Below are 25,666 nucleotides of genomic sequence, written 5' to 3'. Positions count from 1 at the left end.
GAGAATATATGAGAGATAAGCTCAAGCTTTTTTATTATAAGCTGTATAAATATTTTGGGAATAAACATACTTATTGTAATGATATTGCAATTAGGGAGGCAAAGCTAAGAGGAGTAAAAGTCGGTACAAATTGTAGATTTTTTTGTACAAACTTTTCTTCTGAGGAATATTTAATTGAAATTGGAAATCATGTAACCATTACTAATGGAGTACAATTCATTACTCATGACGGTGGAGCGTGGGTTTTAAGAGGACTGGATGAAAAATACAAATATACTAATATTATTGGCAAAATTGAGGTAGGAAATAACGTATTTATAGGAATGAATGCAATTATACTACCAGGAATAACGATAGGGGATAATTGTATTGTCGCTGCAGGAAGTATAGTAACAAAAAGTATTCCTTCTAATTCCATAGTAGGTGGAAATCCAGCAAAATTGATTTGCAAATTAGATGATTATATTACAAAAAATAAACATACCCTTATAGATACAAAACAATATACTGAGAGTGAAAAAAAAGCTTTTATATTAAATAATTTAGATGAGCTAGTTCTTAAAGCGAAATAACTTTCTAAAGGTATTTACTCAAAGTTTAAACAAGTGAAAAAGGACTGGATTCTATTATGAGAAAAAGTAGTTCAATCTTTTACTTAGTAAGCAGCATAGTATCGGGCATTTCAGGTTTTATACTTATTAGTATGCTTACTAAGAACTTTCTACCTGAAGAGTACGGATATTATTCTCTTATAATTACTACAGTAAGTCTGGCGACGACTGTATTAATTGGGTGGATATCTCAATCTTTAATTAGATTTTATGAAGAATTTGCAAATGAACAAAAGGGAAATTATGTGATTAACACAATAATTTTCACAACAATAATTGTAAACATAATAATACTATTGATAATTATGTTGGTAGTATTTTTTACAAAAGGAAGCAATATTGGAGATTATATCGGAAATTTTCTGACAGTATCATTTTTATTTTTTGTTTCTGAAAGTTTTTATCTTATATTGGGGACTATTCTTAGAGCTAAAAATAATTCTAAATTATATTCAATAAGTGTTATTCTCTATACTGTTTTTAAGCTCATCATAACTATAGTTTATGTTATGCAACATGGAAAAAATATTAGCAGTATTATTTATTACTATAGTATGTCAGGAGTAATTGTAAGTATTTTGATATTTTTAACACAAATAAAAAATATTAGAATAAGTATCAAATATTTTTCAACTACTATACTTGTTGATTTTTTTAAATATGGTATACCCTTAATTGGTCTTTCTGCGATGCAATGGATAATGGCGTCCTCAGATCGTTATATTATTGGAATATTTCGAAATTCTAAGGAAGTAGGTATATATTCTTTATCGTACTCCTTAGCAAACAATATTTTCAGTATATTGACAACGTTTCTCTTATTGAGTGCTTATCCTAAGATAATATCATCGATGAATAAACATGGTAAAGTAGGAGCTGCAAAGTCTATAAGTGATCAACAAAGATATTATTTTCTTATCATAATACCTCTATTTGCAGGTATTACGGCGTTGTCTAAAGATTTAATTTTATATATTAGTTCTTCTGAATACTTAGAAGGCCGAATGACTTTAATAATTTCCGCACTAGGAATGGTTATATATGGTATAACTTTTTATTATAATAAAACATGGGAACTATCTAAAGATACAAAAAAAATATTTTTACATGCTCTGTATTCTGGAGTAATTAATATATTATTAAACATAATATTGGTTCCCCGATATGGATATGAAGCGGCCGCATATACTACATTATTTGCTTATATAATGTATTTATTTATTACTGTGTATCGCTCAAACAAAGAAATGAAAATACCTTTAAAAATCAGGTCTATTTTTAAAATTGTTTTAAGTTCTCTTATTATGTATATATCTGTGTACGTGTATTGTGAAAATGTTAATGTAAAAATTTTACACTTAATCATATCTGCAATAATAGGAAGCGTAGTTTATACAGCTTTATTAGCGATTCTGGGTGAAATTTCAAATGAAATTAAAGTTATAAAAACTTCTATAAATAAATTAATATACAAGTCGAATAGATATTCTAAATAAAACTCTATTTTTTAAATAATAAACCAGTTTATTTTTTATATTTTACCATATTAGTGTTTGTAAAGTTTTTATCATTAGAGAATGCTTTTTAGAGTTAATAGAGGAGGATAACATTTGAAGTTTAAGTTAAATGTAATTATATTCTCTCTGACTTTAGCTTTAATCGTGGGGCTTGCAATTAATACTTTAAGAAGTACTGAATATAATGAAGTTTTTGAAGCTGAAGAAGCTAAATTATCTGGGGTTGAAGTTGATAATAAAATTAAGAATTACTCTGGCGAAGGCTATGTTACTAAATTTAACAAATCAGATGATAATATTGTATTTGACGTAAATGTACCTCGGCAAGGAATATATAATATCAGTATTAAATATTATATCCCCAAAGCCTCTGGTGAGAAATATACATTAATTAATGTAAATGGAGATTATTTAAGGAAATTTTCTTTACCCGCACTAAATACTTTCCAGGAAATTTCAGTGGGGAATTTTTCTCTTGAAAAGGGAAAAAATAATATTATGCTTATTTCCGAATGGGGTTTTTACAATATAGATTATATTAGAATTCAGGATTTCCCAGTGAAAGGTAAATCAACTATAAATGATGAACTTGTAAATAAAAAGGCTAACAATGAAACAAAAAAACTTATGAAATTTTTAGTTAGTATTCAAAAAAGTCGCATTCTTTCTGGGCAGCAAGGTCTAAAGGAAGTCGAATGGATAGATGAGCATTTAGGAAAAAAGCCAGCTGTTGTAGGTTTTGACTTTAGGGATTATTCTCTTTCTCGGGTAAGGCGAGGAGTAAAGTCAAATGAGACAGAAGAAGCAATAAAATGGCATCAAGAAGGAGGCATAGTAAGCTTTAGCTGGCATTGGAATGCACCTAAGGATTTAATAGATGAGCCAGGAAAGGAATGGAGCGAGGGTTTTCGAACAAAAGCAACCACCTTTAACATCCAATATGCTTTATCACATCCAACGTCAGAAGATTATAAGTTATTATTAAAGGATATAGATGCAATTGCCTTGCAATTAAAAAAATTACAACAAGCAAATGTTCCTGTACTATTCCGTCCATTACATGAAGCAGAAGGTGGATGGTTTTGGTGGGGAGCAAAAGGTCCAGAACCAGCTAAAGAGCTTTACCGCCTTATATACGATAGAATTACTAACTATCATAAAATAAATAATGTAATTTGGGTTTGGAATTCCAGTTCTAAAGAATGGTATCCAGGAAACAAATACGTAGATATCGTTAGTTACGATTCGTATCCAGATGCGGGTGATTATAGACCTCAAATTGAAAAATATGCTGAATTAATGTCACTAGTACATGATAAAAAGCTAGTAGCATTATCTGAAAATGGACCTATTCCTGACCCGGATTTGCTAAAAGAATATCAGGTTAATTGGAGTTGGTTTTTAACTTGGCAGGATAAGTTTTTAAAAGATGGCAAGACTAACAGCTTGGAACATTTATCTGACGTTTATAATAATGATTATGTAATAACATTAGATAAGCTTCAAAAATACAAAGTGTATAATTCAAAGTAAGTGAAGTAACCATTAAGGGCTGAGGAGTTAAGTTTAAATAACGAAGGTATATAAAATGAAAAATAGGGGGTAACAATTTGAAATTAATTTTATTGTCTGGTGGTTCAGGTAAGCGTCTGTGGCCTTTATCAAATGATTCTCGATCGAAGCAATTTTTAAAAGTATTAGAAGGCAAAAGTGAAGATAGAAGTTTAGAATCTATGGTTCAACGAGTCTGGAAGCAAATCACTAATGTAGGCTTAGCGAATTCAACAGTTATTGCAACAGGAAAATCACAGGAAGATATGATTAAAAGCCAGCTTGATAATCAAGCTGGCTTAATTATTGAGCCTTGTCGGAGAGACACGTTTCCAGCCATTGCATTAGCAGCTACTTATGTATATAGCGTTCAAAAAGCAGAATTAGATGAAGTGGTAGCTATTTTACCAGTAGATCCATATGTGGACGATAAATTTTTTGATAGGGTCAAAGATTTAGAGAAAGTTGTACAGGAAAGTAATGCTCAGCTTGCTCTAATCGGTGTTACTCCTACTTATCCATCATCTAAATATGGGTATATTGTTCCTAATTCTGAAAAAAGTAATAAAGAACATTTTACAGTAAATCGCTTTACTGAAAAGCCGGATGAAGAGCAAGCTATGTGTCTAATTGGAGAAGGAGCTTTGTGGAATTGTGGAGTGTTTGCTTTTAAGCTGGGATATGTAATTTCAATTCTTGAGGAAAAAGGATTCCCCACTGAATATGAAAAATTATTAAACCAATATGCAACACTTCCTAAGATTAGTTTTGATTATGAGGTAGTAGAAAAAACAGAAAATATTGTTGCGCTTCCTTATAATGGTTATTGGAAAGATCTAGGGACTTGGAACACGTTAACGGAGGAAATGGCAACAACTCAAATTGGTAAGGGTGTTATTAGTAAAGACAGTAAGAACATTCATTTAATTAATGAATTAGATATTCCAGTTACGGTAGTAGGTGCAACAGATTTAATTGTAGCAGCTAGTCCAGATGGAATTTTAGTATCTGACAAAGAAGCTAGTCCTCGAATTAAAGAATTAGTAGGGGAATTTGATAACCGCCCTATGTATGAAGAAAGACGTTGGGGATGGTATCGAGTACTTGACTATACAAAACTAGAGGGTGAAAAAGAAGTATTAACAAAAAGAGTTTGCATTACTTCAGGAGAAAATTTAAGTTACCAGCTCCATGATTATAGAAATGAGACATGGACTATTATTAAAGGAAAAGGCGAATTAATTTTAAATGATCGAATGCAGATAGTCAAACCAGGCGATGTTATACAAATTCAAGCTGGAGATAAGCATGCAGTTAAAGCTATTACTGACTTAGAAATTATTGAAGTGCAGATGGGTTCTCAACTAATTGAAGAAGATATTGTAAGGTTGTTTATGACTTGGGAAGAAATTCAAGACTATGTACTTAAAGTTAAAAAAATCTAGGTAACATGTAAAGTAGAGGAGATGCAAGAAAGTTGAAAAAGCCTATTTTTCTAGAAACATTATTTCAAGAGAGGATTTGGGGGGGAGACAGATTAAGTAAGGTCTATGGCTATCGAACTCCCTCTAATCAAACCGGGGAATGTTGGGCAATTTCAGCTCATCCGAATGGTCCGAGTGTTGTACGGGAAGGGGATTATACGGGCAAAACGATAAGCGAGCTTTGGGATGAGTATCCAGAGATATTTGGACATTTCGATAGCGAAAAATTCCCTCTATTAACTAAAATTTTAGATGCGAACGAAGATTTATCGATTCAGGTTCATCCAAATGATGAATATGCAAATGAATTTGAAAACGGCGAGTTTGGAAAAACAGAGTGCTGGTATATTTTAGATTGCGAAGAAGGTGCCACAATGATTTTGGGGCACCGTGCACAAAGTAAAGAAGAATTTATGAATATGGTGGATGAAGGTCACTGGAATGATTTATTACAGCGTGTAAAAATCAAGCCCGGTGACTTTTTCTATGTTCCTAGCGGTACGATTCACGCGCTTTGTAAAGGTACGCTTGTACTTGAAACCCAGCAGAGCTCAGACACAACCTATCGCGTTTATGACTACAATCGTCGTGATCAGAACGGGAACCTGCGTGAGCTGCACTTGGAAAAGGCAATTGAAGTCACGACCGTTCCCCACATCACATCAAAAGTGGAGCCTGCGTTTATAAAAATGAGCGGTGGATCCATCGTTACGTTTGTAGAAGAAGATTATTTTACGGTCTACAAATGGGATGTGAAGACGGAAATGGAATTGATGCAAGATGCACATTTTCTATTAGCCAGCGTTATTGAAGGAAAAGGAACGCTTTGTACGGAAGACGGAGAATACGCTTTGCAAAAAGGTGATCACTTTATCCTCCCAAATCATGTAGATTCCTTCACCATAAAAGGAACCCTTCAGCTTATTGCATCTCATCCGAACCATAAAGGAGGTCAACATCATGAATTGGAAAACACAGCTAGACAAATGGCTAACATTTAATGCGCTTGATGCCGAGTTAAAAGAAGAGCTCCTTATAATGAAAGAAGATGACAAACAAGCAGAAGACGCATTTTATAAAAATCTGGAATTCGGTACGGGCGGCATGCGCGGAGAGCTTGGAGCTGGAACGAACCGTTTGAATGTATACATGGTAAGAAAAGCAACGGAAGGCCTTGCGTGTTATATAGAAGAAAGTGGAGAACAAGCAAAGAAAAAGGGTGTAGTTGTTGCTTATGATTCTCGTCATAAATCCCCTGAATTTGCTTTGGAAGTCGCAAAAGTGCTGGGGCAGCATGGAATTAAAACCTATGTATTTGATGAGCTTCGTCCAACGCCTGAGCTTTCTTATGCGGTGCGTTATTTAAATGCATTTGCGGGAATCGTCATTACCGCAAGCCATAACCCACCTGAATATAACGGCTATAAAGTGTATGGCGAAGATGGCGGTCAGCTTCCGCCGGCAGCTGCGGATAAGATTATTTCACATATGAATCGTGTTGAAAATGAGTTATCGATTTCTGTAAAAGAAGAGCAAGAGCTTTTAGCAGAAGGATTATTAACGTATATAGGAGCGGAAGTGGACGCTGCTTATACAGAGGACTTAAAAACAATTCAATTAAATCGTAAGCTTGTTGAAGAAGCAGGAAATGAGCTGAAAATTGTTTTTACTCCTTTGCATGGTTCGGGAAATAAGCCGGTTCGTGAAGGACTAAAGGCATTTGGATTTACTAACGTAACGGTGGTAAAAGAGCAGGAGCTTCCAGATCCTGATTTTTCGACTGTACAGTCACCGAATCCGGAAGAGCACGCGGCTTTTGAACTGGCCATCGGATACGGAAAAGAAATAGATGCCGATCTTTTAATGGCAACTGATCCCGATGCGGATCGCCTTGGCGTTGCTGTGAAGGATGGCAGCGGGGAGTATGTCGTTTTAACAGGCAATCAGCTGGGGGCGCTGATGCTTCATTACTTGTTGATTCAAAAGAAAGAACAAGGCGTGCTGCCTGAAAACGGAGCGGTTGTGAAAACAATTGTAACTTCAGAAATTGGCCGTGCCATTGCTTCGAGCTTCGATTTAAAAACATTTGATACGTTAACAGGATTCAAATTTATTGGCGAAAAAATTCATGAATTTGAAAGCAGCGGCGACTATCAATTTCAATTTGGCTATGAAGAAAGCTACGGCTATTTAATTGGAGATTTTGTACGTGATAAAGACGCGGTCCAATCAGCTGTGTTTGCAGCTGAAGTCGCGGCTTATTACAAAGCTCAAAGAAAGTCTCTTTATGATGGCTTGCTTGATATTTTCAGCAAATACGGGTATTACAAAGAATCGCTGCGATCTATTACGCTAAAAGGAAAAGACGGAGCGGAGCAAATTCAAAAGCTAGTTGATGCGTTTCGAGTGAATCCAGTTAAAGAACTGGGAGAAATCGCCGTTACATGTATCGAGGACTATCAATCAGGTGAGCGCGTGCATGTAAAAGAAGATAAGACTGAGTCTATGCCGTTTCCTGTCTCCAATGTACTAAAGTATCATTTTGAAGACGGCACGTGGTTTACGATTCGTCCGTCTGGAACAGAGCCGAAAGCGAAGTTCTATTTTGGTGTGAAGAAAGAATCATTGAGTCAAAGTGAGAAGTATTTAAGAAAAATTGAACAAATAGTCATGGAAAGAGTAAAAAAACCGATTGCGGTGTCGATATAAAGATTGAAAGTAAAAGTAAGAAATGTAAGGATTTCATTTAATTTACAGAAGAATATAGTAAATTTAGGTTTTGTCAATTATAATGAATAGTAGATTGAATTTTTTTGAAGTTACTAAGTTCGGAGGTCAACTATGGAAGAGAATATTAGTTTGCGAGACTTGTTTGCAGTGCTTCGTAAGCGTCTTTGGCTTATTGTACTCATTACCATTATCGCAGCAACTGTAAGTGCCGTAATTAGCTTTTTTGTTTTAACGCCTGTGTACGAGTCGAAAACGCAGATTTTAGTCAATCAAGCAAAAAATGATCAGCAATTATATAGTAATCAAACCGTTCAAACGAACGTGCAGCTTATTAACACGTACAATGATATTATTACAGGTCCGGCCATTTTGGACAAAGTGATTAAAGAATTGAGGCTTGATGAATCTGTTGCAGATTTAAGCAGTAAAATTCAAGTAACAAATGCCAAGGACTCTCAAGTAGCAGAGATTGTCGTACAAGATACAAGTGCGAAGCGTGCAGCTGACATTGCAAATACAACGGCTTCTGTTTTTCAAAAACAAGTGCCTAAGCTTATGAACGTGGACAATGTAAAAGTGCTGTCAAAAGCAGCGCTTGGCGAAAACCCAAGCCCTGTGAAACCTCAGCCTTTATTAAACGTTGCAATTGCTATTGTTGTTGGTTTGATGGTAGGTGTGGGTCTATCGTTCTTACTGGAATACTTGGATAATACGTTAAAAACAGAGCAGGATATCGAAAACATTTTAGAACTTCCTGTTATGGGAGTTATTACAACGATTAAAGATGTACCAAAAGCAACCAACGTACAGCGTCCGGATTTAACTGCTCGCGTACCGCAAAGAGGTGAGACGTTTGGCTCGTAAAACGAAAGAGCAAAGAAATGATAAAATGCTGACGTTAAAAAGACGTCTGCTCGCTCATAACAGCCCGAAAGATCCGGTGGCTGAGCAGTATCGTACGATTCGTACAAACATTCAGTTTTCAGGAACGGACGAAGAGATTAAATCTCTTTTACTGACTTCGAGCGGACCTTCTGAAGGAAAGTCCACAACAGCTGCTAACTTAGCTGCTGTTTATGCACAGCAGGGCTTGAACGTGCTGCTTATCGATGGAGATTTGCGAAAGCCAACGGCACACTACACGTTCCGTCTCGAAAATCATACGGGTCTTACCAACGTGTTAACGAGACAGTCAGCGCTTGGACAAGCGGTTCAAAGTACGGAAGTGCCGAATCTTTACGTCTTAACGAGTGGCCCGATTCCTCCCAATCCTTCTGAGCTTCTTGCTTCTAAGCAAATGGGAGAGGTGCTTGCTGAGATGAAGGAGCGATTTGATATGGTTATTTTTGATACACCGCCGATTTTAGCCGTAGCAGATGCTCAAATTTTAGCCAATCAAGTAGATGCTTCTCTTTTAGTTGTAAGCAGTTCAAAAACGGAAAAAGATGCAGCGTTAAAAGCAAAAGAATTGCTAACGCAGGCAAAGTCGAAATTGCTTGGAGCGGTTCTTAATAATCGTAAAATGGAAGAAGGAAATTATTACTACTATTATGGAAGTAATTAACCTAATTTCTTAAATAACAGGCAGACTTTTTGATAAGGCGTCGAAACCAAAGCGGTTTCGGCGCCTTATTTTTGTTTGCTGTTTTTCAGGCTCCTTTTAAGTTCTGAAAGGCTTCTTTTTTAGCTTGAAAGGTGTTACGCACCTAATTTTTCCTTAGCAATTTATATAAGGAAAGAAAGTGTTACATTTACTGAGGTAGAAATTTCGACAAAAAAAGACATAGAAATACTTACTGTAATGTGCTAATATGAATATTGCTTTTGTTAGGTCTTAAGGCATACGAAAGAAAGATGAAAATATCATTATTATTTTAATTTGACACCTTTTTCCTATATGCATCCAGGCTTATTACTTGATAAGATGGATGGAATTACGCTTGAAACAGCTGTGTCAGAAGGTCTGACATAGTGAAGCATGTTATTTTGCGTTCTAACATGTAATGGCGTACTGAGGAAAAAGATATATTACTATATGTGTAGAAAAAAAGAACGTTTTGTAAAAGAAAAGATAGCTAGTTTGGACAGATTTATAAGTGCAAACCAGGTCATCCTTCTTTTTTGCTTTTAGTGCAAAAATTATCTAATGAAGTCAACATACGGGTAGTGGACGCGGTTTTTAGCGAAAACGGTCGTACAAACACAACTACATAATAAAGGAGAACATAACATGCAAAAAGTAAGAAAAGCGATCATTCCAGCAGCAGGGTTAGGGACACGTTTTTTACCTGCTACAAAGGCAATGCCAAAGGAAATGCTTCCGATTGTAGACAAGCCTACTATTCAATATATTATTGAAGAAGCAATTGAGTCAGGTATTGAAGATATTATTATCGTAACGGGTAAAGGCAAGCGTGCGATTGAAGACCACTTTGATAACGCTCCTGAGCTAGAGCAAAACTTAGCTGAAAAAGGTAAATTTGAGCTGCTGGAGAAAGTTCGCCAGTCTTCAAATGTTGAAATTCATTATATTCGCCAAAAAGAACCAAAGGGATTAGGGCATGCGGTGTGGTGTGCACGTAACTTTATTGGCAACGAGCCGTTCGCTGTTCTTTTAGGAGACGATATTGTACAGGCAGAAACACCTTGTCTGCGTCAATTAATGAATGAGTATGAGCAAACGTTATCTTCAGTGATCGGTGTGCAGACTGTTCCTGAAAATGAAACGCATCGCTATGGTATCGTAGATCCTTCTTCAAACAAAGGCCGCCGCTACCAAGTAGAGTCATTTGTTGAAAAGCCAGCAGCAGGTACAGCACCTTCAAACTTAGCGATTATGGGTCGTTACGTATTCACTCCTGAGATTTTTAAATTTTTAGAAGAGCAAGAAATCGGAGCGGGCGGAGAAATTCAATTAACCGATGCTATTCAAAAGCTAAATGAAATTCAGCGCGTGTTTGCGTATGATTTCGAAGGCAAGCGCTATGACGTAGGAGAAAAATTAGGCTTTATCCAAACATCACTGGAGTTTGCTCTTCAGCACGAAGATTTGCGTAAAGATCTTCTTGTATTTATGGAGCAGCTGTTAAAAGATCAGCAAATCAAAGCGTAAACAGAGAAACCTGCCGGTAGCTTATGTGAGTAGGCTGCCGGTTAAGTAGTATTGGGGTGAAGCTTAATGACAAAAAAAGTACTTGTGATTTCTCAGCATTTTTATCCAGAAATCGGAAGCGCCGGAAACCGGATGAAAAACGTATATAAGCTCTTAAAAGAAAATGATTATGATGTAGATGTTTTGACAACTGAACCAACGTATCCCAATAAGAAAATTTATAGCGATAAGCAGTTTTGGGACGATGATTCATTAGATGAAGAAAATGATGTTACACGAGTGAAAGTAGCCAATCGCAAATACTCCAGAAGCATTATTAATCGCTTATGGTACTACTTAGAAATTGCGTTTCGCATGATTTTATTTATTTTATTTGACCGTAAAAAATATGATGTTATTTTTGTCACGTCGCCGCCTATTTTTATTGCGGTTGTAGGGTTAGTAGCAAAGTATCGGTACCGGACAAGAATGATTCTGGATATAAGAGATTTGTGGCCGGAATCATTAAAGGGAGTCGGAGTATTTAATTATTGGTTTATTATTTATATCTTCAGCAGGTTAGAAAAACTGCTGTATGTAAAAGCCGATAAAATTATCGTAAACAGTCAGCGCTTCAAAGATTTTATCATCGGTAATTACCATATTCCTCTAAACAAAATCTCTTTTATGCCAAATGCTGCTCGCCAAGAAGAAATTTCTCCAATTGAATCAGGTGACGGGCCTTTTAAAGTCATGTACGCAGGAAATATTGGTTTGGCTCAAGACGTCACCATCTTAATGGAACTAGCGAAAGAACTAAATGAGTATGATATTCAGCTGACGGTGATGGGCTACGGATTTAAAAAGCGGGAATTTGTGAAGTTTGCGAAAGAACATAATCTTTCTAACGTGAATTTTATGAAGCCTTCTACCCGTAAAGAATGTTTAAAGACAATTTCAACCCATCATATTGGAATTGTTACGCTTAACGGCAAGGAAGTATTTGAAACGGTATTGCCTGGAAAAATTATCGACTATATGACGTGCAGTCTTCCTATTGTTGGAGCCGTATCAGGTTATGCAAAAACGATCATTGAAACAACAGAAGCAGGAATTGTGGCAAAGTCCCATGAGGCAGAAGAAATGCTAAAACACATTCTATACCTGTATCAAAGACCTTCTCTTCGTAGCGAAATGGCACTAAACAGTCGAAAGTATGTTCAGAAGCATTTTCTGTGGGAACGAAATATCAATGTGTTAATCAATTTAATTGAAAACAGAGTATCTACATATGAAGAGGTGGCTCCTGTAGAAGCGAGAGAAAAAGCCGAAGTTTTATAATTACATAGACTCTTCACTATGAATATCTTAAAAGTAATGACGGAGGATAAAGATGTCTAAGAACGTATGTATGTTTGTGTGGAATCATTTTACCAATGATGCCCGCGTCTTAAGAGAATGTTCTTCATTGGTAGAAGCCGGCTACAATGTGGACCTTATTGCGATTCACGACCGGAAAAATCCACAGCTTAAAAAGAAAGAAGAGCGCAAGGAAGGGTTTACCGTTATTCGTGTAAATAACCAGTTTCCGTTATTACAAATGCTTCTTGGAGCCGCTCGACGTTTGAAAAAAAGTATTCCTTTGCAGCTGCTTGCATTAGTTATACTTGGTCTAGGGTTATGGAAGCTAACAGTCATCACGTTACTAGTAGCTGTTCTTCTTGGACTGTTTGTGACGCCAAAAGCTCGAACGTTTATGGTTCGAGGGTATATTGCAAGTCAAATGGTGAAATACGGATTAAAAAAGAAATATGATATTTATCATTCGAATGATTTAAATACGCTTCCTCAAGGCATTACATGTGCAAAAATTTTGCGCCGGAAAAAGCTAGTCTATGATTCTCACGAAGTGCAAACAAGCCGCACTGGGTACAACAGTCCTATTTACGGAATAATGGAAAAACTTTATATTAAGTTTACGGATGTGATGATTGCTGAAAATCATACGCGTGCTAAATATACGGAAGACTTGTACAAGCTGTATCCCCAGGTTGTTCATAACTATCCGTTTGTTGTGAAGCCAGAGCTGAGTCAATCTGTTGATCTTCATGAGAAGCTCGATATTCCTTCTACTGAACCAATCCTTTTATATCAAGGCGGTGTTCAAGTTGGTAGAGGCCTTGATAAGCTGGTAGAAGCAGCACCGCTGTTCAAACGAGGCGTGCTTGTATTCATCGGTGACGGTCGTATCAAACCGCAGCTTCAGAAAATGGTAAAAGAGCAAGGGCTTGAAGATCGTGTTAAGTTCTTAACAAAAGTACCGGTGGAAGATCTTATGCATTATACGAAAAACGCGTATCTTGGTTTCCAAGTCTTAAATAATATTTGTTTTAACCATTATTCAGCGTCTTCAAACAAATTATTTGAGTATATGATGAGTGCGGTTCCCGTTATCGCCTGCAGCTTTCCTGAAATTCAAAAAGTAGTAGAATCAGAGAAAGTTGGAGTGTGCGTTGACTCACATGATCCAGTGTCGATTGCCAATGGCGTTAACTACTTGCTTGATCATCCTGAAGAACGTGAACGAATGAGCCGTAATTGCTACCAGGCTCGCGAGAAATACAACTGGAATAATGAAAAAGAAATTTTTATTGATATCTACAAAAAGCTGGCATAGTATGTCAGCTAGAATTTTAACCTTCTAAATGTGTGCAGCATGATCACTAATTTTTACAAGAATAGGAATGAGCAACTTGAGTAAATATAAAGTCACCGTCGTGATTGTAAACTATAATAAAGAACCCTATATTTCTCAATGTATTGAGTCTGTTATCAATCAGTCTCTGCAGCCAATTGAAATCATTATTGTAGACGATGGGTCAACAGATAACAGCTGCATCATTTCAAGCCGATATGCTGCAGCACATCCTCATGTTCGTTATTTCACTCAAGAAAATAAAGGAGTAAGCTCGGCGAGAAACAAAGGCTTATCTTACGCAAAAGGCGAGTATGTTGCCTTTTTAGATGCAGATGATTATGTACCGGCTGATGCCTATGAAAGGCTGTATAAAGCCGCAGTGAAATCGGATGCAGACACTGCTGTAGGGAATTTTGAATGTTTTAACGAGTACCGCATTTGGCACTTGGCTTATATGAAGAAAGTCTTTGCAAAAGGCCTTCCTGCCGTACGGCATATTTCTACCCATCAAGAGCTGCATCTTACACCTTCTGTGAGCAATAAGCTGTTTAGAAGAGAATGGCTGCTTCAGCAAAAGATTGTGTTCCAAGAAAACCTTCAAATAGGTGAAGATTTACTTTTTGCACAAAACGCTCTTCATCTTTCAAATAAGACGGCTATGTGTGATTACCCTGTTTTGTACTACCGGGTGAATGAAGAAGAACAGACGCTGTCCAAGCAAGCAACGCTGGCTTTTTTTGAACAGTTAGTCCTTGTTCAAAAAGAGTTAAAGCAATTTTACCATCCATTACATAGAGAGAATGGACTTGTCCATATCGAAAAGCGCCAGCTTGATTTTTTTCTCAGCTCGCTTTTTCGAAAAGCCGCTGCTTTTTCTAAAGAACAATTACATGAGCTTCTTACTGTCAGCCATGCATTTGTTCATATTCTTACAGAAAAAAGCTTGCTAGATCAATTAGATAGCAGAAACAGGCTTCTCTCTCAGATAATTATACAAAAAGATTATGAACCCTTTGTTAAGCTTCTATCTAGCTTTTGTAAAGATTCGTTTACAAACGAACTTGTACAGCAAAATCAAAAAGTGTACAGCAAGCTTATAGAGGAGTATCCTGCCTACGCGCCGTGGCTGGAAATACACAGCTTGCAAGCAGAGCATCGCATTGAAGTAATCAGATTAGAAGGCGCAAATCTTACCATCGGGGGATATGCATTTGTAAAAGGCCTATCTACAGAGGACATACAAAAAGAACTTGTCTTTAAATCCAAAATGGAAACCAAAATTATCTCGCTCGAAAACGAGCTGCGTACAGATGTAAGTTATTTATTTGCTCATAACAAAATTAACTATCATCATGCCGGTTTTCAAACAATCACAATTAATCTAGTAAACCTTCTGCAAAACGGCAGCTGGAACGTGTTTTTACGCTTGAAAGCTGGAGGGAAAGCAGTTGACGAGCCACTGCAGGTGATCCTGGCACAGCTTAGGAATCATGCAAAACCGAATATTACGCACAATGTAGAAGTCTCAGCTTCTTTTAGCGCAAATTCACAGATGAACGTTCGTGTAAAAAAAGTGAACTTTTTAGAGAAGTGTATATCAAAATTAACCGGGATTAAAAGAGCGGTAAGATATGACGTGAGCTTTCTTAAGAAAAGAGACTATCATACATTTTCAGCTATTGTGTTATATAAACTGTTCAATCGGCTGTACCGAAATAAAAGTATATGGTTAATCGGAGAAAGAAAAGATACGGCTCAGGATAATTCCTATCATTTATATACGTATATTCGAACCAATCATAAGCATCAAAATGCGTACTACGTAATCGATAAAAATGCAGAAGATTATCAGCGGATTAAGCATTTGGGCAATATTGTACACTTCAACAGCTTGAAGCATACCCTGTATTTGCTTGTTTCACATAAGACGATTAACAGTTACTCAGAAGCTTCAAATATGTACACGACCGCGTATAAAAATATTATTAAGTACTATCCCGAGTGGCAGCAAAATGAGAAGGTATTTATTCAGCATGGTGTCATCGGAGTAAGCCGAGTGAATCATGTGCTGCATAAAAATCGAATGAACTACAGCCAGTTTGTTGTGTCTTCCCCATTTGAAAAGAAACACATCGTGAAAGAATTTGGCTATGAAGATAATGAGGTGGTTGTGACAGGCTTGGCGCGGTGGGATGCCTTACAGGATACAAGTAAAGGAAAAGAAATTCTTGTCATGCCCACGTGGAGAAACTGGATCAAAACAGAAAAACAGCTGTTTGAGTCCGACTACTGGAATCGATACATGTCGTTATTTAAAAATCCAGACTTCAACCGAATTCTTGAAGAAAGAGACTTAACGGTTACTTTTTTTCCGCATTATCAGATGCAGCAATTAATCGAATCGTTTCCTGTACTTGGAGAGCGCATTCGAATCGCCAGACAAGGGGAAGAAACGGTTCAAAGCTTGTTAAAGCGGCACAGCATATTGATTACAGACTATTCAACCGTATCTTTTGATTTTGCCTATATGAATAAGCCGGTTTTCTTCTATCAATTTGATTATGATGAATTTTACTCAAAGCATTACAATGAAGGACCAATTAATCACAAAAAAGATTTATTTGGAGAAAGAGCGGAAGAAGAACAAACACTTATTAATTTGCTGGAAAAACATCCTGCATCAGGAAATAAACGAGCCAAGCAAATTTCTAATTATATTATAAAAGAAGAAGGGCGTTCTCACAGCCAGCTTTTATTCCAACAATTAAGCGGAGGTAAATAAAGGTGAAAAAACCACTAATATCAGTCATTTTACCAATCTACAATGTAGAAAATTATATTGAAGAATGCTTAGATTCTTTAGTTAACCAAACCATTGGACATGAAAAGTTAGAAGTGCTGATGGTAAACGATTGTTCAACGGATAATACTGCTAAAATCATAGATGAGTATGCAGCGCGTTTTCCTCATTTTAAAGCCATTCATTTACCAGAGAACACAGGGGCACCTGGTAAGCCAAGGAATGTAGGGATTGAACAGGCCACGGGAAAATATCTTATTTTTCTAGATCCAGATGATTATATTCCATTAGACGCATACGAATCTCTTTATGAAGTAGCACATGAAAATAATTCAGATTTCGTCATGGGCAAGATGGTTAGCTTTGATGAAGAAGACGGACGGGAATATGAACATGTAACGTTCAAGAACTATTTGCTGCAAAAACAATACTATAACGTTACGATTAAAGACGCTCCTTTCTTTCTACAAGTAAAGACAGCCGTATATTTAAAACTAGTCAAAACATCTTTTATTAAAAATCATGGCATCTCGTTTATCGAAGGGATGAAAAATGGCGAGGACAAATACTATGACATGCAGCTGTTCACCAAAGCTAAAAAGTTCAGCTATATTCCTAAAGTCATCTATATGTACCGAGCACGAAATGATGAGAAGAACTTGTCGCTGACGCAGCGAGATATCGTAAGCACGGTTGAAAATGACGTAAAAGCAGCTAAGCTGGTCAAGCCTCTTTTAAACGATGAGAGCTATGCATATTTTCAAATTAACGCGTTGAGATCTTTGTTATGGAAAATCTGCGACCCAGACTTTAATCGTCTTGAATGGGAAACGCGATTATATTTAATTCACTTAGTTACGGATGTTGTAAAAGATTATGATAAACGTTTAGTCGAGAAGTATTTAGCTCTTGAAGAGCCTTTCTTGAGCTTAATCAATAAAGGGTATGTTCAAGAAGCGTTAGAATACAATAAAATGCTCGCTTCTCGTCGCTGGTGGTATAAGCAAGGAAGAGAACTGCAAATCGAATATAGAAAGCATTCAAAAATAAGAAAAAGCTTTTCTTGGAAGATTACTAAATTCCTGCGCAACCGCAACATACGATTAAAACAACTAATTAAGAGGAGATATATAAATGAAGGTAAGCGTAGTCACACTTTTGCAGGAAAGTAATATTGAAAATTTTAATAGTGGTCTAGAAGTGCTTAAAAAGCAAACACTTGGCTTTGACAATATGGAACTAATTGTTATTGATCAAGCTGAAAGCAAATCTGAAGAGCAAATTATTGAATTGGCTCAGTTAGCTAAAAAAGCTAACGTTTGCGTACAGCACGATAATAGCCTGAAAGTTGAAGAGTTGAGAGGGAAATATATTAGCTTTTTTGACTTTAATTACAGTACTTCCCCTCACTTGTATAAAAATCTTTGTCGGGAAATGGACAAGCATTCAGTAGATTTTGTTTCTGCTAATTTAATTATTTCTATTAGAGAAGATCGCAATTTAGCAGGAGCTGAAGAGGTAATCGGAGCGGGCGTTAATGCTATGGCCGGTTTAAAGCTCATAAATAAAGAAAGTTTATTAAAAATAGCAGGGGAAAATAAAATAGAGGTGAGCGACTCATTCATTGAGCTGCTGAATATTAATTTTTACCTTCGGCCATTTACTTTTAAATATGTAAACAAACAGTTTTATCGCAACAAGTTTACATTTAATGAATCCTACGTAAATAACTCAATTTCACATATTGGGTATATTGCGGAGCATGTTGATTTATCGGCATCGGAAAAATCCGTTTCATTGGTGAAAGTCCAGTTGTTAAAGCATCTAACTTTTTTATTGGACAAAAATATGTTTACAGATAATTTGTCGGAAGAAGAGCAAGCAGCTGCGTACGACGTATTAAGAAATTTCCTTGGTTTTGTCAGTAAGAAAGAAATTCAATCTAATGATTTAGATGGGTACACTCCTTTATTTAATATGGTAAATAAAAAGTTAGATGAAGAAGCGACTCATTATATTAAATTATTAAGAAGTAAAAGACACTGGTATGAACAAACGAATAAATATAAGCAGTACTTTGAAAAAAATCCATATGATTTAGAAGAATCTCTATCATGGAAGCTTACTAAGCCTCTTCGCTTATTCAGCAAATGGTCCGTAGAGATAAAGCAATGGTTTTATAAGGTGTTTTTGCTAACTTTAGCTGCAATATGGAAGCCCCTTACGTTCAATCGAAAAATTTGGCTGGTAGGGGAGCGGGAAGATCAAGCAGAAGATAATGGATATTTCTTCTTCAAGCACTGCCGTGAAAACTATCCAAAGGAGAAAGTGTATTATATCATCAGCAAAGATTCTCCTCATCTTTACAAGGTAAAGAAGCTTGGAAATGTTATCTATCATTCTTCTTTAAAGCATAAGCTTTATATGCTAGTTGCAGATACTTACATTAGCGCTTGGACATTCGATGAATGCTCATATCCAGCCCCTAAAAAACAGTTCATCAAAATGTTTGGCAAGCAGCTAGCGAAGAAGTTCACTATTTGCTTGCAGCACGGAGTTATTATTCATAATATCTCTCCTTATTTGCATAAAGATCGCTACAATCAAAACCTTATTATTTCTAGCTCTGAATATGAAAAGAAAATTATTCAAAATACGTTAGGATACAGCGATCAGGAAGTAGCCGTAACAGGATTAGCAAGATTTGATAATCTTCATGAATTATCGCTGAAAAAACAAATCTTAATTATGCCTACATGGAGAAGACATCTCTTTAAGATTAATAAAAGCAGCTTTTTAAGATCCGACTATTACAAAGCATACCGAAATTTAATCAGTAATAAAGAATTTCTAGACATGATTGAACGTCATAATATTTCGGTTAAGTTTTATATTCATAATCAAATGCAAAAATTTATGGATAACTTTGTTGTAGAACATCCTAATATTGAATTTTTAGTAAAGAGTACAGCCACGGTTTCTGAGCTTTTGAAGGAAAGTTCTTTGTTAATAACAGATTACTCTTCTGTATCAAGTGATTTTCTATATATGAATAAGCCTGTTGTGATGTATCAATTCGATCCTCATAATAACCATCATGCACCTGTGAAGGAAATCCAATACAGCAATTTAGGCTCAATTGTTTCAAATGAGAATGAATTAGTACAAACTGTTCAAAGAATTGTAGAAAATGACTTTAAGGCTGATAGACAATATGTTAAGAATTCTCAGCGAATCTTTAAGTATAAAGATCAAAACAATTGCCAAAGAATTTATGAAGTTATCAAACAGAAAACATCATAATTGAAACTATTGACCCAATTGAAGTGATACAATAGAATAGTATGCCATCACAGGAAGTGCAAGTTATACTTGCACTTCCTACATGTAAGATGACTTTATTAGGAATAAAGATAGCTATTTTGACCTCGTTCTTAATAGAGTATGTATGAATAAATTGTGCAGAAGGAATTGCTATATGAAATCAATTAAAATTGTTATGCAAGAACAAATCCGTAATTTGTATATGATTGGACGACTCTCCGGATATGAATTAAAAAAATCATATGCAGGAAACCTGCTCGGAAGTTTTTGGATTATCTTAAATCCCTTGTTTCAAATAGGTGTATACTGGATTGTATTTGGATTAGGAGTGCGAGGCGGGCGTGATGTAGAAGGCATTCCATTCTTTATATGGCTAATTTGCGGGCTGATTCCATGGTTTTTTATGAGTGCGTCCATTTTGCAAGGGTCCAATTCAGTCTATGCAAGGTTAAATTCTGTTTCTAAAATGAATTTTCCACTAAGCGTCATACCGACATATGTTATTGTTTCACAAGTATATACCCACTTAATTCTTATGGGCATGCTGCTTGTCATTGTCGTTGTGTCTCAAGGTTTTAGTCATTTAAATGTAATTAGCTTACTGTATTTTATGCTGTCTTCTTTTGTATTTTTACTTTCTCTATCGTTTATAACCTCAACTTTATCAACGATGGTGAGGGACATTCATTTATTAATTCAGACAGCTACACGTATGCTATTTTACATTACGCCAATTTTATGGATTCCTAGTGATAACACCCCGCAGCTGTTGAAGGAAGTGTTTGCGATGAATCCTTTTTATTATTTAGTAGAGGGCTATCGTGATGCTCTATTAACAGGCGGATGGAGGTTAATTACATCTCCATACACAATTGTATTTTGGCTCATCATTTGTGGACTATTTGTTTTTGGTTCAGCGATTCATGTAAAGTTCAGAAAGCAGTTTGTTGATTACTTATAAAAGGTGAATGAAATATATGGGTTATAAAGTCAAGTTTCAGCAAGTAACAAAAAAATACAAAATGTATAATAAACAAACAGATAAGCTGAAGGATTTACTTTGGAACAGAGGAAAAGGCGAATACCACTATGCGTTAAATAAAATTTCCTTTGAAGTGAATGAAGGTGAAATTGTTGGAGTAATAGGCCTTAACGGCTCTGGTAAAAGTACACTTTCGAACTTAATTGCCGGCGTAACTATGCCGAATGAAGGAACGGTAGATATTAACGGAAGCGCCTCTTTGATTGCTATTGGTGCAGGTTTGAATAACCAATTAACAGGTCTCCAAAATATCGAGCTAAAAGGTTTGATGATGGGGCTTAATAAACATCAAATCGAAGAGATTACACCTAAAGTAATTGAATTTGCTGATATCGGAAAGTTTATTAACCAACCGGTAAAAACGTACTCAAGCGGAATGAAATCTAGACTGGGGTTTGCTATATCCGTCAACATTGATCCCGACATTTTAGTTATTGATGAAGCGTTATCTGTTGGAGACCAGACTTTTACAAATAAGTGTTTGGAAAAAATGAATGAATTTAAAGAAAATGGCAAGACCATCTTTTTTATCAGTCATTCGCTTTCACAAGTGAGAAGCTTTTGTACCAAAGCGCTTTGGATTCATTACGGACATGTAAAAGAATACGGAGATATTACTGAAGTAGCAGACCATTACGCTGCTTTTTTAAAAGAATATAACGCTATGTCGAAAGAAGAGCGAGAACAGCTTAAAGAGCAGCAGCTCAGCGAATCAGCGCACGGTCTGCTGATGTCAACAAGCGAAAAAAGCGAAAAGAAAGCCGATAGTAAAGAGGAAGAACCTAGATTTTCAAAAAGATCGCAGCGAATGAAGCAACAAAAAGACAAATCTGCAAAGAAAAGAAGTTCTAAGAAAAAGGTTCTATTATCAGCCGCTACCCTTCTGTTAGCAGGAAGTGCAGGTGTAGTCGCATATGCCGTCAAAAACAACGTTCCGCACGATAAGCCTGCTGTCTCTGAGCAAGCTGCTCCTGCTTCTACTTCTCATAAAAATGATGTCGATAAGGTAGCGGTGAATACTAAAACAGCATTTGTACGTGACAAAGCGGACTTGAAGAGTAATCAAAAGACCATCCTGTCGTTTGGAGAAGTTTATTCCGTTCTTGATCGAAAAAAAGATCCTGATGAAGATATGGAATGGATTAAAGTAAAAGTAGGAGAAGGCCGAGTTGGATGGGTCAGTTCTTATCTTGTTGCTCCTTACAAAGAGGACAAGCAAGTTGTAGCGAAAGAAAATATAGAAACGCTAAATGAGTTTACAAACGTGAAATATGACAGTACAATAGCTAATTTATTACGTCCTTTAGGAGGCTCAGTTGAGCATTTAAGTCAGACGTTTACTAAAACGTTAACTAGTCAACGAGAATCTAACGATGGAAATCTACTGAATTATGGATCTGTACAATACGTATCGCTGAATAATGAAGTTGAAGAAGTTTCACTTCGAAACTTTGATGAAAGCAGCAGTAAAGTACTGGAAGCGTTAAAAGAAAAGCCGGTCTTTACAAATGAGAAAGAAGGATTATACTTCTATCAATCTCAAAATTATTATATAAAAGTGTATGAAGACGTTAAAACAAATAAAATCACTCTTATTTCATTTGTAAAACGTTCAAATACGTAGGTCTTTTAACAGGATATAGCCATATCCTGTTTTTTTAAGGAAATTAACAGCTTGCAAAGCGAAAAATATGCTACTAAAGTACCTGTCAGCGACTAAAAAAGTAAAAGGGCGGTTCAATTAACTTATGACATCTTTTATAAACGATATTCAATTTAATTTACATACTGGCATTATTTATATAAAAGGAGAAAGTAGTATACAAATTTCTGAACAGACTCCCCATGTCATGATTCGAGAAAGAATGGAAGCTGACTGTTTAGCTTTACCGAACAGTTTTGAAATCCAGACGAATTGGAATGAGCAGCAGTTTTCGTTTACGCTTAATCTTCAAGAAGCAAAGAAAATAGTAGAGCAAGGGCAGATATGGGATTTTCAATTTATTGTGGACGAAGAGAAGCACTTGCTAGACATATCACGCGTATCTAACTACGAAACATCTTATTACAGCTCTGAAGGTTCGTTACATACAATGGCTCTGTATACGACAAAGTCAAATACGCTGGCTATATTTGTACGTCCTAAACAGGTGAAGTACGGTATGACGAATATGAAACTAGATGAGCAGACATTAAAGTGCTCTATTGAAATAGACCAGCAAATTGCGCATAGTATTAAAGAGTGCCGGCTGAAGTTTAAAAGAAAGGAATCAGAGGCTGTTCGTATTCATCGCACAGAACTGACGGTTCAAGGAGAAAAGACAAAAGAACGTCATTATTGTTTTACAATCCCTAAAGATAACATTTTCACCCAGGACATTCTTAGACATGGTGATAGTTGGGAAGCCTTCATTGAATTTTCAGACGGTGAATGCCAGGAAATCAGTACTGCTTTTATAATAAAAAAAAATGCTATTGATGATCGTTTTACACCAATTCTTTCGTCCCCTTTATTCAAATCAGTTTTTACTTTAAATGGAAATGGGCAGCTGCATATTAAGATAAATAAAGTAAATATTGACGTTAGACTTCACCAATTTTCTTATCAAGACAACGGAGTTATAGGGCTACAAGGTACAATTAAGTCAATGGAGAATGTAAATCAAAAACTGCAAGCGGTTCAGCTATACCTTCGTCCGAAAGATAATCTATCTCTAAAATGTCTGACGCCTTATACAATAGAGCTGCCTTTTAATGAGACAGAAGGGTCTTTTTACAGTGAGTTTTCTCTTCAAGATCTTTTTAAGCATCAGCGTAAACTAGATCAAACTGGTTTTGATGTACAAATCTTATTACAAGATAAAAAAACAGGATGTGAAGGCGAATACGATATTAGCTTATCAAGCCTTAAAGAGAAGGGCTGGAAATATCAATCCATTGGAAATGGCTTTGAAATAAAGCCTTATGCAACGAAAATCAGCACTTTGGCTTTATGGATGAAAAAAGTGAAGAGTGTAGCTGCCAAAGATCCAGTTAAAATTGCAGTGTACGGATCTTGCTACAGCCGAGCTGCCTTTAACTCTCAGCCTTATTTTAATCCGGATTATAAAGAAAAGTACAAGGTAGTATATACTCAATTTCATTCTAATACGATAAGTACGATGAGTAATCCGATTGAGTATAAAGAAGCGTACTTTAGACAATACAATGAAGCGGAAAAGGGCTTTATTCAAGATGATTTTGAAAAAACCTTCTTTCAAAGAATCAGTCAAACCGCACCTGAATTTTTGATTATCGACTTTTATTCTGATGTATTCCTGGACTTAGCGGTTATTAACAATAAGCACATTATTACGGGAAATTACTTTTTAAGAGGTTCGCAATATTTATACGATGTCTCCGGATCTGTAGAATTCATTAACCGAAAAAACATGGATAGTTATCTTATCCAATGGCGTGATGCGATGGAAAGATTTTCAGCAAAAATTAAAGAGTATCTTCCTGAAGAACGGATCATTTTGCAAAAAGCCCGGAGTATAGGGGAATTTTATAGTAAAAGCGGAGGTAGACAGAAGTTTAGTACGCCAACTGAGCAAGTAGATTTTAATAACTATTTGTACGAATATATGGAAAGATATTTCTTGCAGCTAATGCCGAAGGCTCAAATTATTGATGTAACCAACTATGGATTTATTGGTCATGAGACGTATCCGGATGGTAACTCTATTAATCATTATGAACCAAGCTATTATAAAGAACTAATGAAGCAGTTAGATCATATTGTGATTCGAACGACGGCTAATGGATACAAGGTAAAAGAGTTAACACGCTAAAAAAACGGGCTACTGTGAAAAGTAGCCCGTTTTCTTATTTTACATTTAAATGATCTTTTAACTTAGTAGACAACTCTTGGCGCGTTGCATCTGAAACTGCATAGTAGTAAATGCCGTTAATTTTCTCACCTTGACCGTCTACTTGAAGCTGCTCTACGTTATGACGAGCATCTTTATAGTTGGATTGAATTTGCTTCATATCGTCGAATGTAAGGTTTGTTCTAACATTTGTTCCAATGGCGTCTAAGATATTGCCGTAGTTTGCTAGAGATTGAACGCTTGCTCCTTCGTCAATAACACCTTCAATAATTTGACGCTGGCGCATCTGACGTCCAAAATCTCCGCGAGGATCTTTTTTACGCATACGAGAGTAAGCAAGAGCTTCTTTTCCGTCTAGCGTAAGCTTTCCTTTTTTAAAGCTGTATCCGTCATAATTAAAGTCCAAGTCGTTATTCACCGTTACGCCTCCAACTGCGTCAACAATGTCTTTAAAGCTTTCCATATTAACTTGTACATAATAGTCAACCGGTACGTCTAAGAACTTTTCAACTGTATTTACAGCCATATCGACACCGCCGAATGCATAGGCGTGATTGATTTTGTCAGTCGTTCCTTTTCCAACAATCTCTGTACGCGTATCACGAGGAATGCTGACCATCTTCATCGATTGGTCTTTTGGGTTCACCGTCATTAGAATTAATGAGTCAGAACGCCCGCGGTCTCCTGCACGCTGATCCACTCCTAAAAGCAATATTGAAATAGGATCTTTGTCACTAAAAGAAACTTTCTCAGATCTTTTCTCTGATACATCACGTTTTAAAGGCTCATGAGTTTCTGTGAACGTTTTTTCAACAGAATGCCAAATACTGTAGGCATAAGCACCTACACCAAGGATTAATAATACAATAATACCCGTAACGATTTTTAGTGCTCTTTTTTTCTTCGGCTTTCTCCTTTTACGCTTGCGAGTTTGAGATTCTTCCAT

Annotated in this window: 18 protein-coding genes; 17 read left to right on the top strand and 1 reads right to left on the bottom strand. The window is 36.2% G+C overall.

Annotated elements, in window-relative coordinates; genetic code table 11:
• The first annotated feature begins 8 nt into the window (after positions 1 to 8).
• The 17 genes from SCI76_RS08510 to SCI76_RS08430 all read left to right on the top strand — a co-directional run bounded on the left by SCI76_RS08510 (position 9) and on the right by SCI76_RS08430 (position 24,681).
• Positions 9 to 572 carry an acyltransferase gene (locus SCI76_RS08510; protein WP_394530590.1) on the top strand — a complete coding sequence of 188 codons (564 nt, stop codon included), beginning with the start codon at positions 9 to 11 and terminating at the stop codon, positions 570 to 572.
• Positions 573 to 628: 56 nt separating this feature from the next.
• A complete protein-coding gene (locus tag SCI76_RS08505) occupies positions 629 to 2,107 on the top strand; it encodes a lipopolysaccharide biosynthesis protein (protein WP_394530592.1) in 1,479 nt (492 codons plus the stop codon).
• A gap of 114 nt (positions 2,108 to 2,221) precedes the next feature.
• Complete coding sequence (locus SCI76_RS08500) at positions 2,222 to 3,661, top strand: glycosyl hydrolase (protein WP_394530593.1); 1,440 nt, start codon at positions 2,222 to 2,224, stop codon at positions 3,659 to 3,661.
• 77 nt (positions 3,662 to 3,738) lie between these two features.
• Positions 3,739 to 5,124, top strand: coding sequence for a sugar phosphate nucleotidyltransferase (locus SCI76_RS08495; protein ID WP_407545144.1), 1,386 nt, complete (start codon positions 3,739 to 3,741; stop codon positions 5,122 to 5,124).
• A 32-nt stretch (positions 5,125 to 5,156) separates the two neighbouring features.
• Positions 5,157 to 6,164: a mannose-6-phosphate isomerase, class I gene (gene manA / locus SCI76_RS08490; RefSeq protein ID WP_394530595.1), complete on the top strand. Its 1,008-nt coding sequence runs from the start codon at positions 5,157 to 5,159 to the stop codon at positions 6,162 to 6,164.
• Positions 6,124 to 7,872 (top strand): phospho-sugar mutase, encoded by a 1,749-nt coding sequence (locus SCI76_RS08485; protein ID WP_397377800.1) that lies wholly within the window; start codon positions 6,124 to 6,126, stop codon positions 7,870 to 7,872. Before manA ends, SCI76_RS08485 begins: the two co-directional genes overlap by 41 nt.
• Before the next feature lie 132 nt (positions 7,873 to 8,004).
• The gene (locus tag SCI76_RS08480; protein WP_394530598.1) at positions 8,005 to 8,757 is read left to right on the top strand and encodes a YveK family protein; all 753 of its coding nucleotides are present in this window, start codon (positions 8,005 to 8,007) and stop codon (positions 8,755 to 8,757) included.
• Positions 8,747 to 9,457 carry a CpsD/CapB family tyrosine-protein kinase gene (locus SCI76_RS08475; RefSeq protein WP_279400977.1) on the top strand — a complete coding sequence of 237 codons (711 nt, stop codon included), beginning with the start codon at positions 8,747 to 8,749 and terminating at the stop codon, positions 9,455 to 9,457. Before SCI76_RS08480 ends, SCI76_RS08475 begins: the two co-directional genes overlap by 11 nt.
• Positions 9,458 to 10,123: 666 nt before the next feature.
• Positions 10,124 to 11,005: a UTP--glucose-1-phosphate uridylyltransferase GalU gene (gene galU, locus SCI76_RS08470; protein ID WP_209368451.1), complete on the top strand. Its 882-nt coding sequence runs from the start codon at positions 10,124 to 10,126 to the stop codon at positions 11,003 to 11,005.
• Positions 11,006 to 11,071: 66 nt separating this feature from the next.
• Positions 11,072 to 12,325, top strand: a complete 1,254-nt coding sequence (locus SCI76_RS08465) for a glycosyltransferase family 4 protein (RefSeq protein WP_407545143.1) — start codon at positions 11,072 to 11,074, stop codon at positions 12,323 to 12,325.
• Positions 12,326 to 12,377: 52 nt separating this feature from the next.
• On the top strand, positions 12,378 to 13,661 hold the full coding sequence (locus SCI76_RS08460) for a glycosyltransferase (RefSeq protein ID WP_407545142.1): 1,284 nt from the start codon (positions 12,378 to 12,380) through the stop codon (positions 13,659 to 13,661).
• A gap of 76 nt (positions 13,662 to 13,737) precedes the next feature.
• Positions 13,738 to 16,464: a glycosyltransferase gene (locus SCI76_RS08455; protein WP_407545141.1), complete on the top strand. Its 2,727-nt coding sequence runs from the start codon at positions 13,738 to 13,740 to the stop codon at positions 16,462 to 16,464.
• Positions 16,465 to 16,466: 2 nt separating this feature from the next.
• Positions 16,467 to 17,654: a glycosyltransferase family 2 protein gene (locus tag SCI76_RS08450; protein ID WP_048020205.1), complete on the top strand. Its 1,188-nt coding sequence runs from the start codon at positions 16,467 to 16,469 to the stop codon at positions 17,652 to 17,654.
• Positions 17,617 to 19,785, top strand: a complete 2,169-nt coding sequence (locus SCI76_RS08445) for a CDP-glycerol glycerophosphotransferase family protein (RefSeq protein ID WP_407545140.1) — start codon at positions 17,617 to 17,619, stop codon at positions 19,783 to 19,785. Before SCI76_RS08450 ends, SCI76_RS08445 begins: the two co-directional genes overlap by 38 nt.
• A 175-nt stretch (positions 19,786 to 19,960) precedes the next feature.
• On the top strand, positions 19,961 to 20,767 hold the full coding sequence (locus tag SCI76_RS08440; protein ID WP_221840228.1) for an ABC transporter permease: 807 nt from the start codon (positions 19,961 to 19,963) through the stop codon (positions 20,765 to 20,767).
• A gap of 16 nt (positions 20,768 to 20,783) precedes the next feature.
• A complete protein-coding gene (gene tagH, locus SCI76_RS08435; protein WP_407545139.1) occupies positions 20,784 to 22,472 on the top strand; it encodes a teichoic acids export ABC transporter ATP-binding subunit TagH in 1,689 nt (562 codons plus the stop codon).
• A 124-nt stretch (positions 22,473 to 22,596) separates the two neighbouring features.
• Complete coding sequence (locus tag SCI76_RS08430) at positions 22,597 to 24,681, top strand: DUF6270 domain-containing protein (RefSeq protein WP_221840230.1); 2,085 nt, start codon at positions 22,597 to 22,599, stop codon at positions 24,679 to 24,681.
• Positions 24,682 to 24,715: 34 nt separating this feature from the next.
• On the opposite strand, the gene SCI76_RS08425 is transcribed toward SCI76_RS08430, so the two are convergent.
• Positions 24,716 to 25,666 (bottom strand): LytR family transcriptional regulator, encoded by a 951-nt coding sequence (locus SCI76_RS08425; RefSeq protein WP_098627419.1) that lies wholly within the window; start codon positions 25,664 to 25,666, stop codon positions 24,716 to 24,718.

The organism is Priestia sp. HNGD-A6 (genome assembly GCF_045784335.1).
GTDB classification, from domain to species: domain Bacteria; phylum Bacillota; class Bacilli; order Bacillales; family Bacillaceae_H; genus Priestia; species Priestia zanthoxyli.
This window is presented reverse-complemented; position numbering and strand designations above follow the sequence as displayed.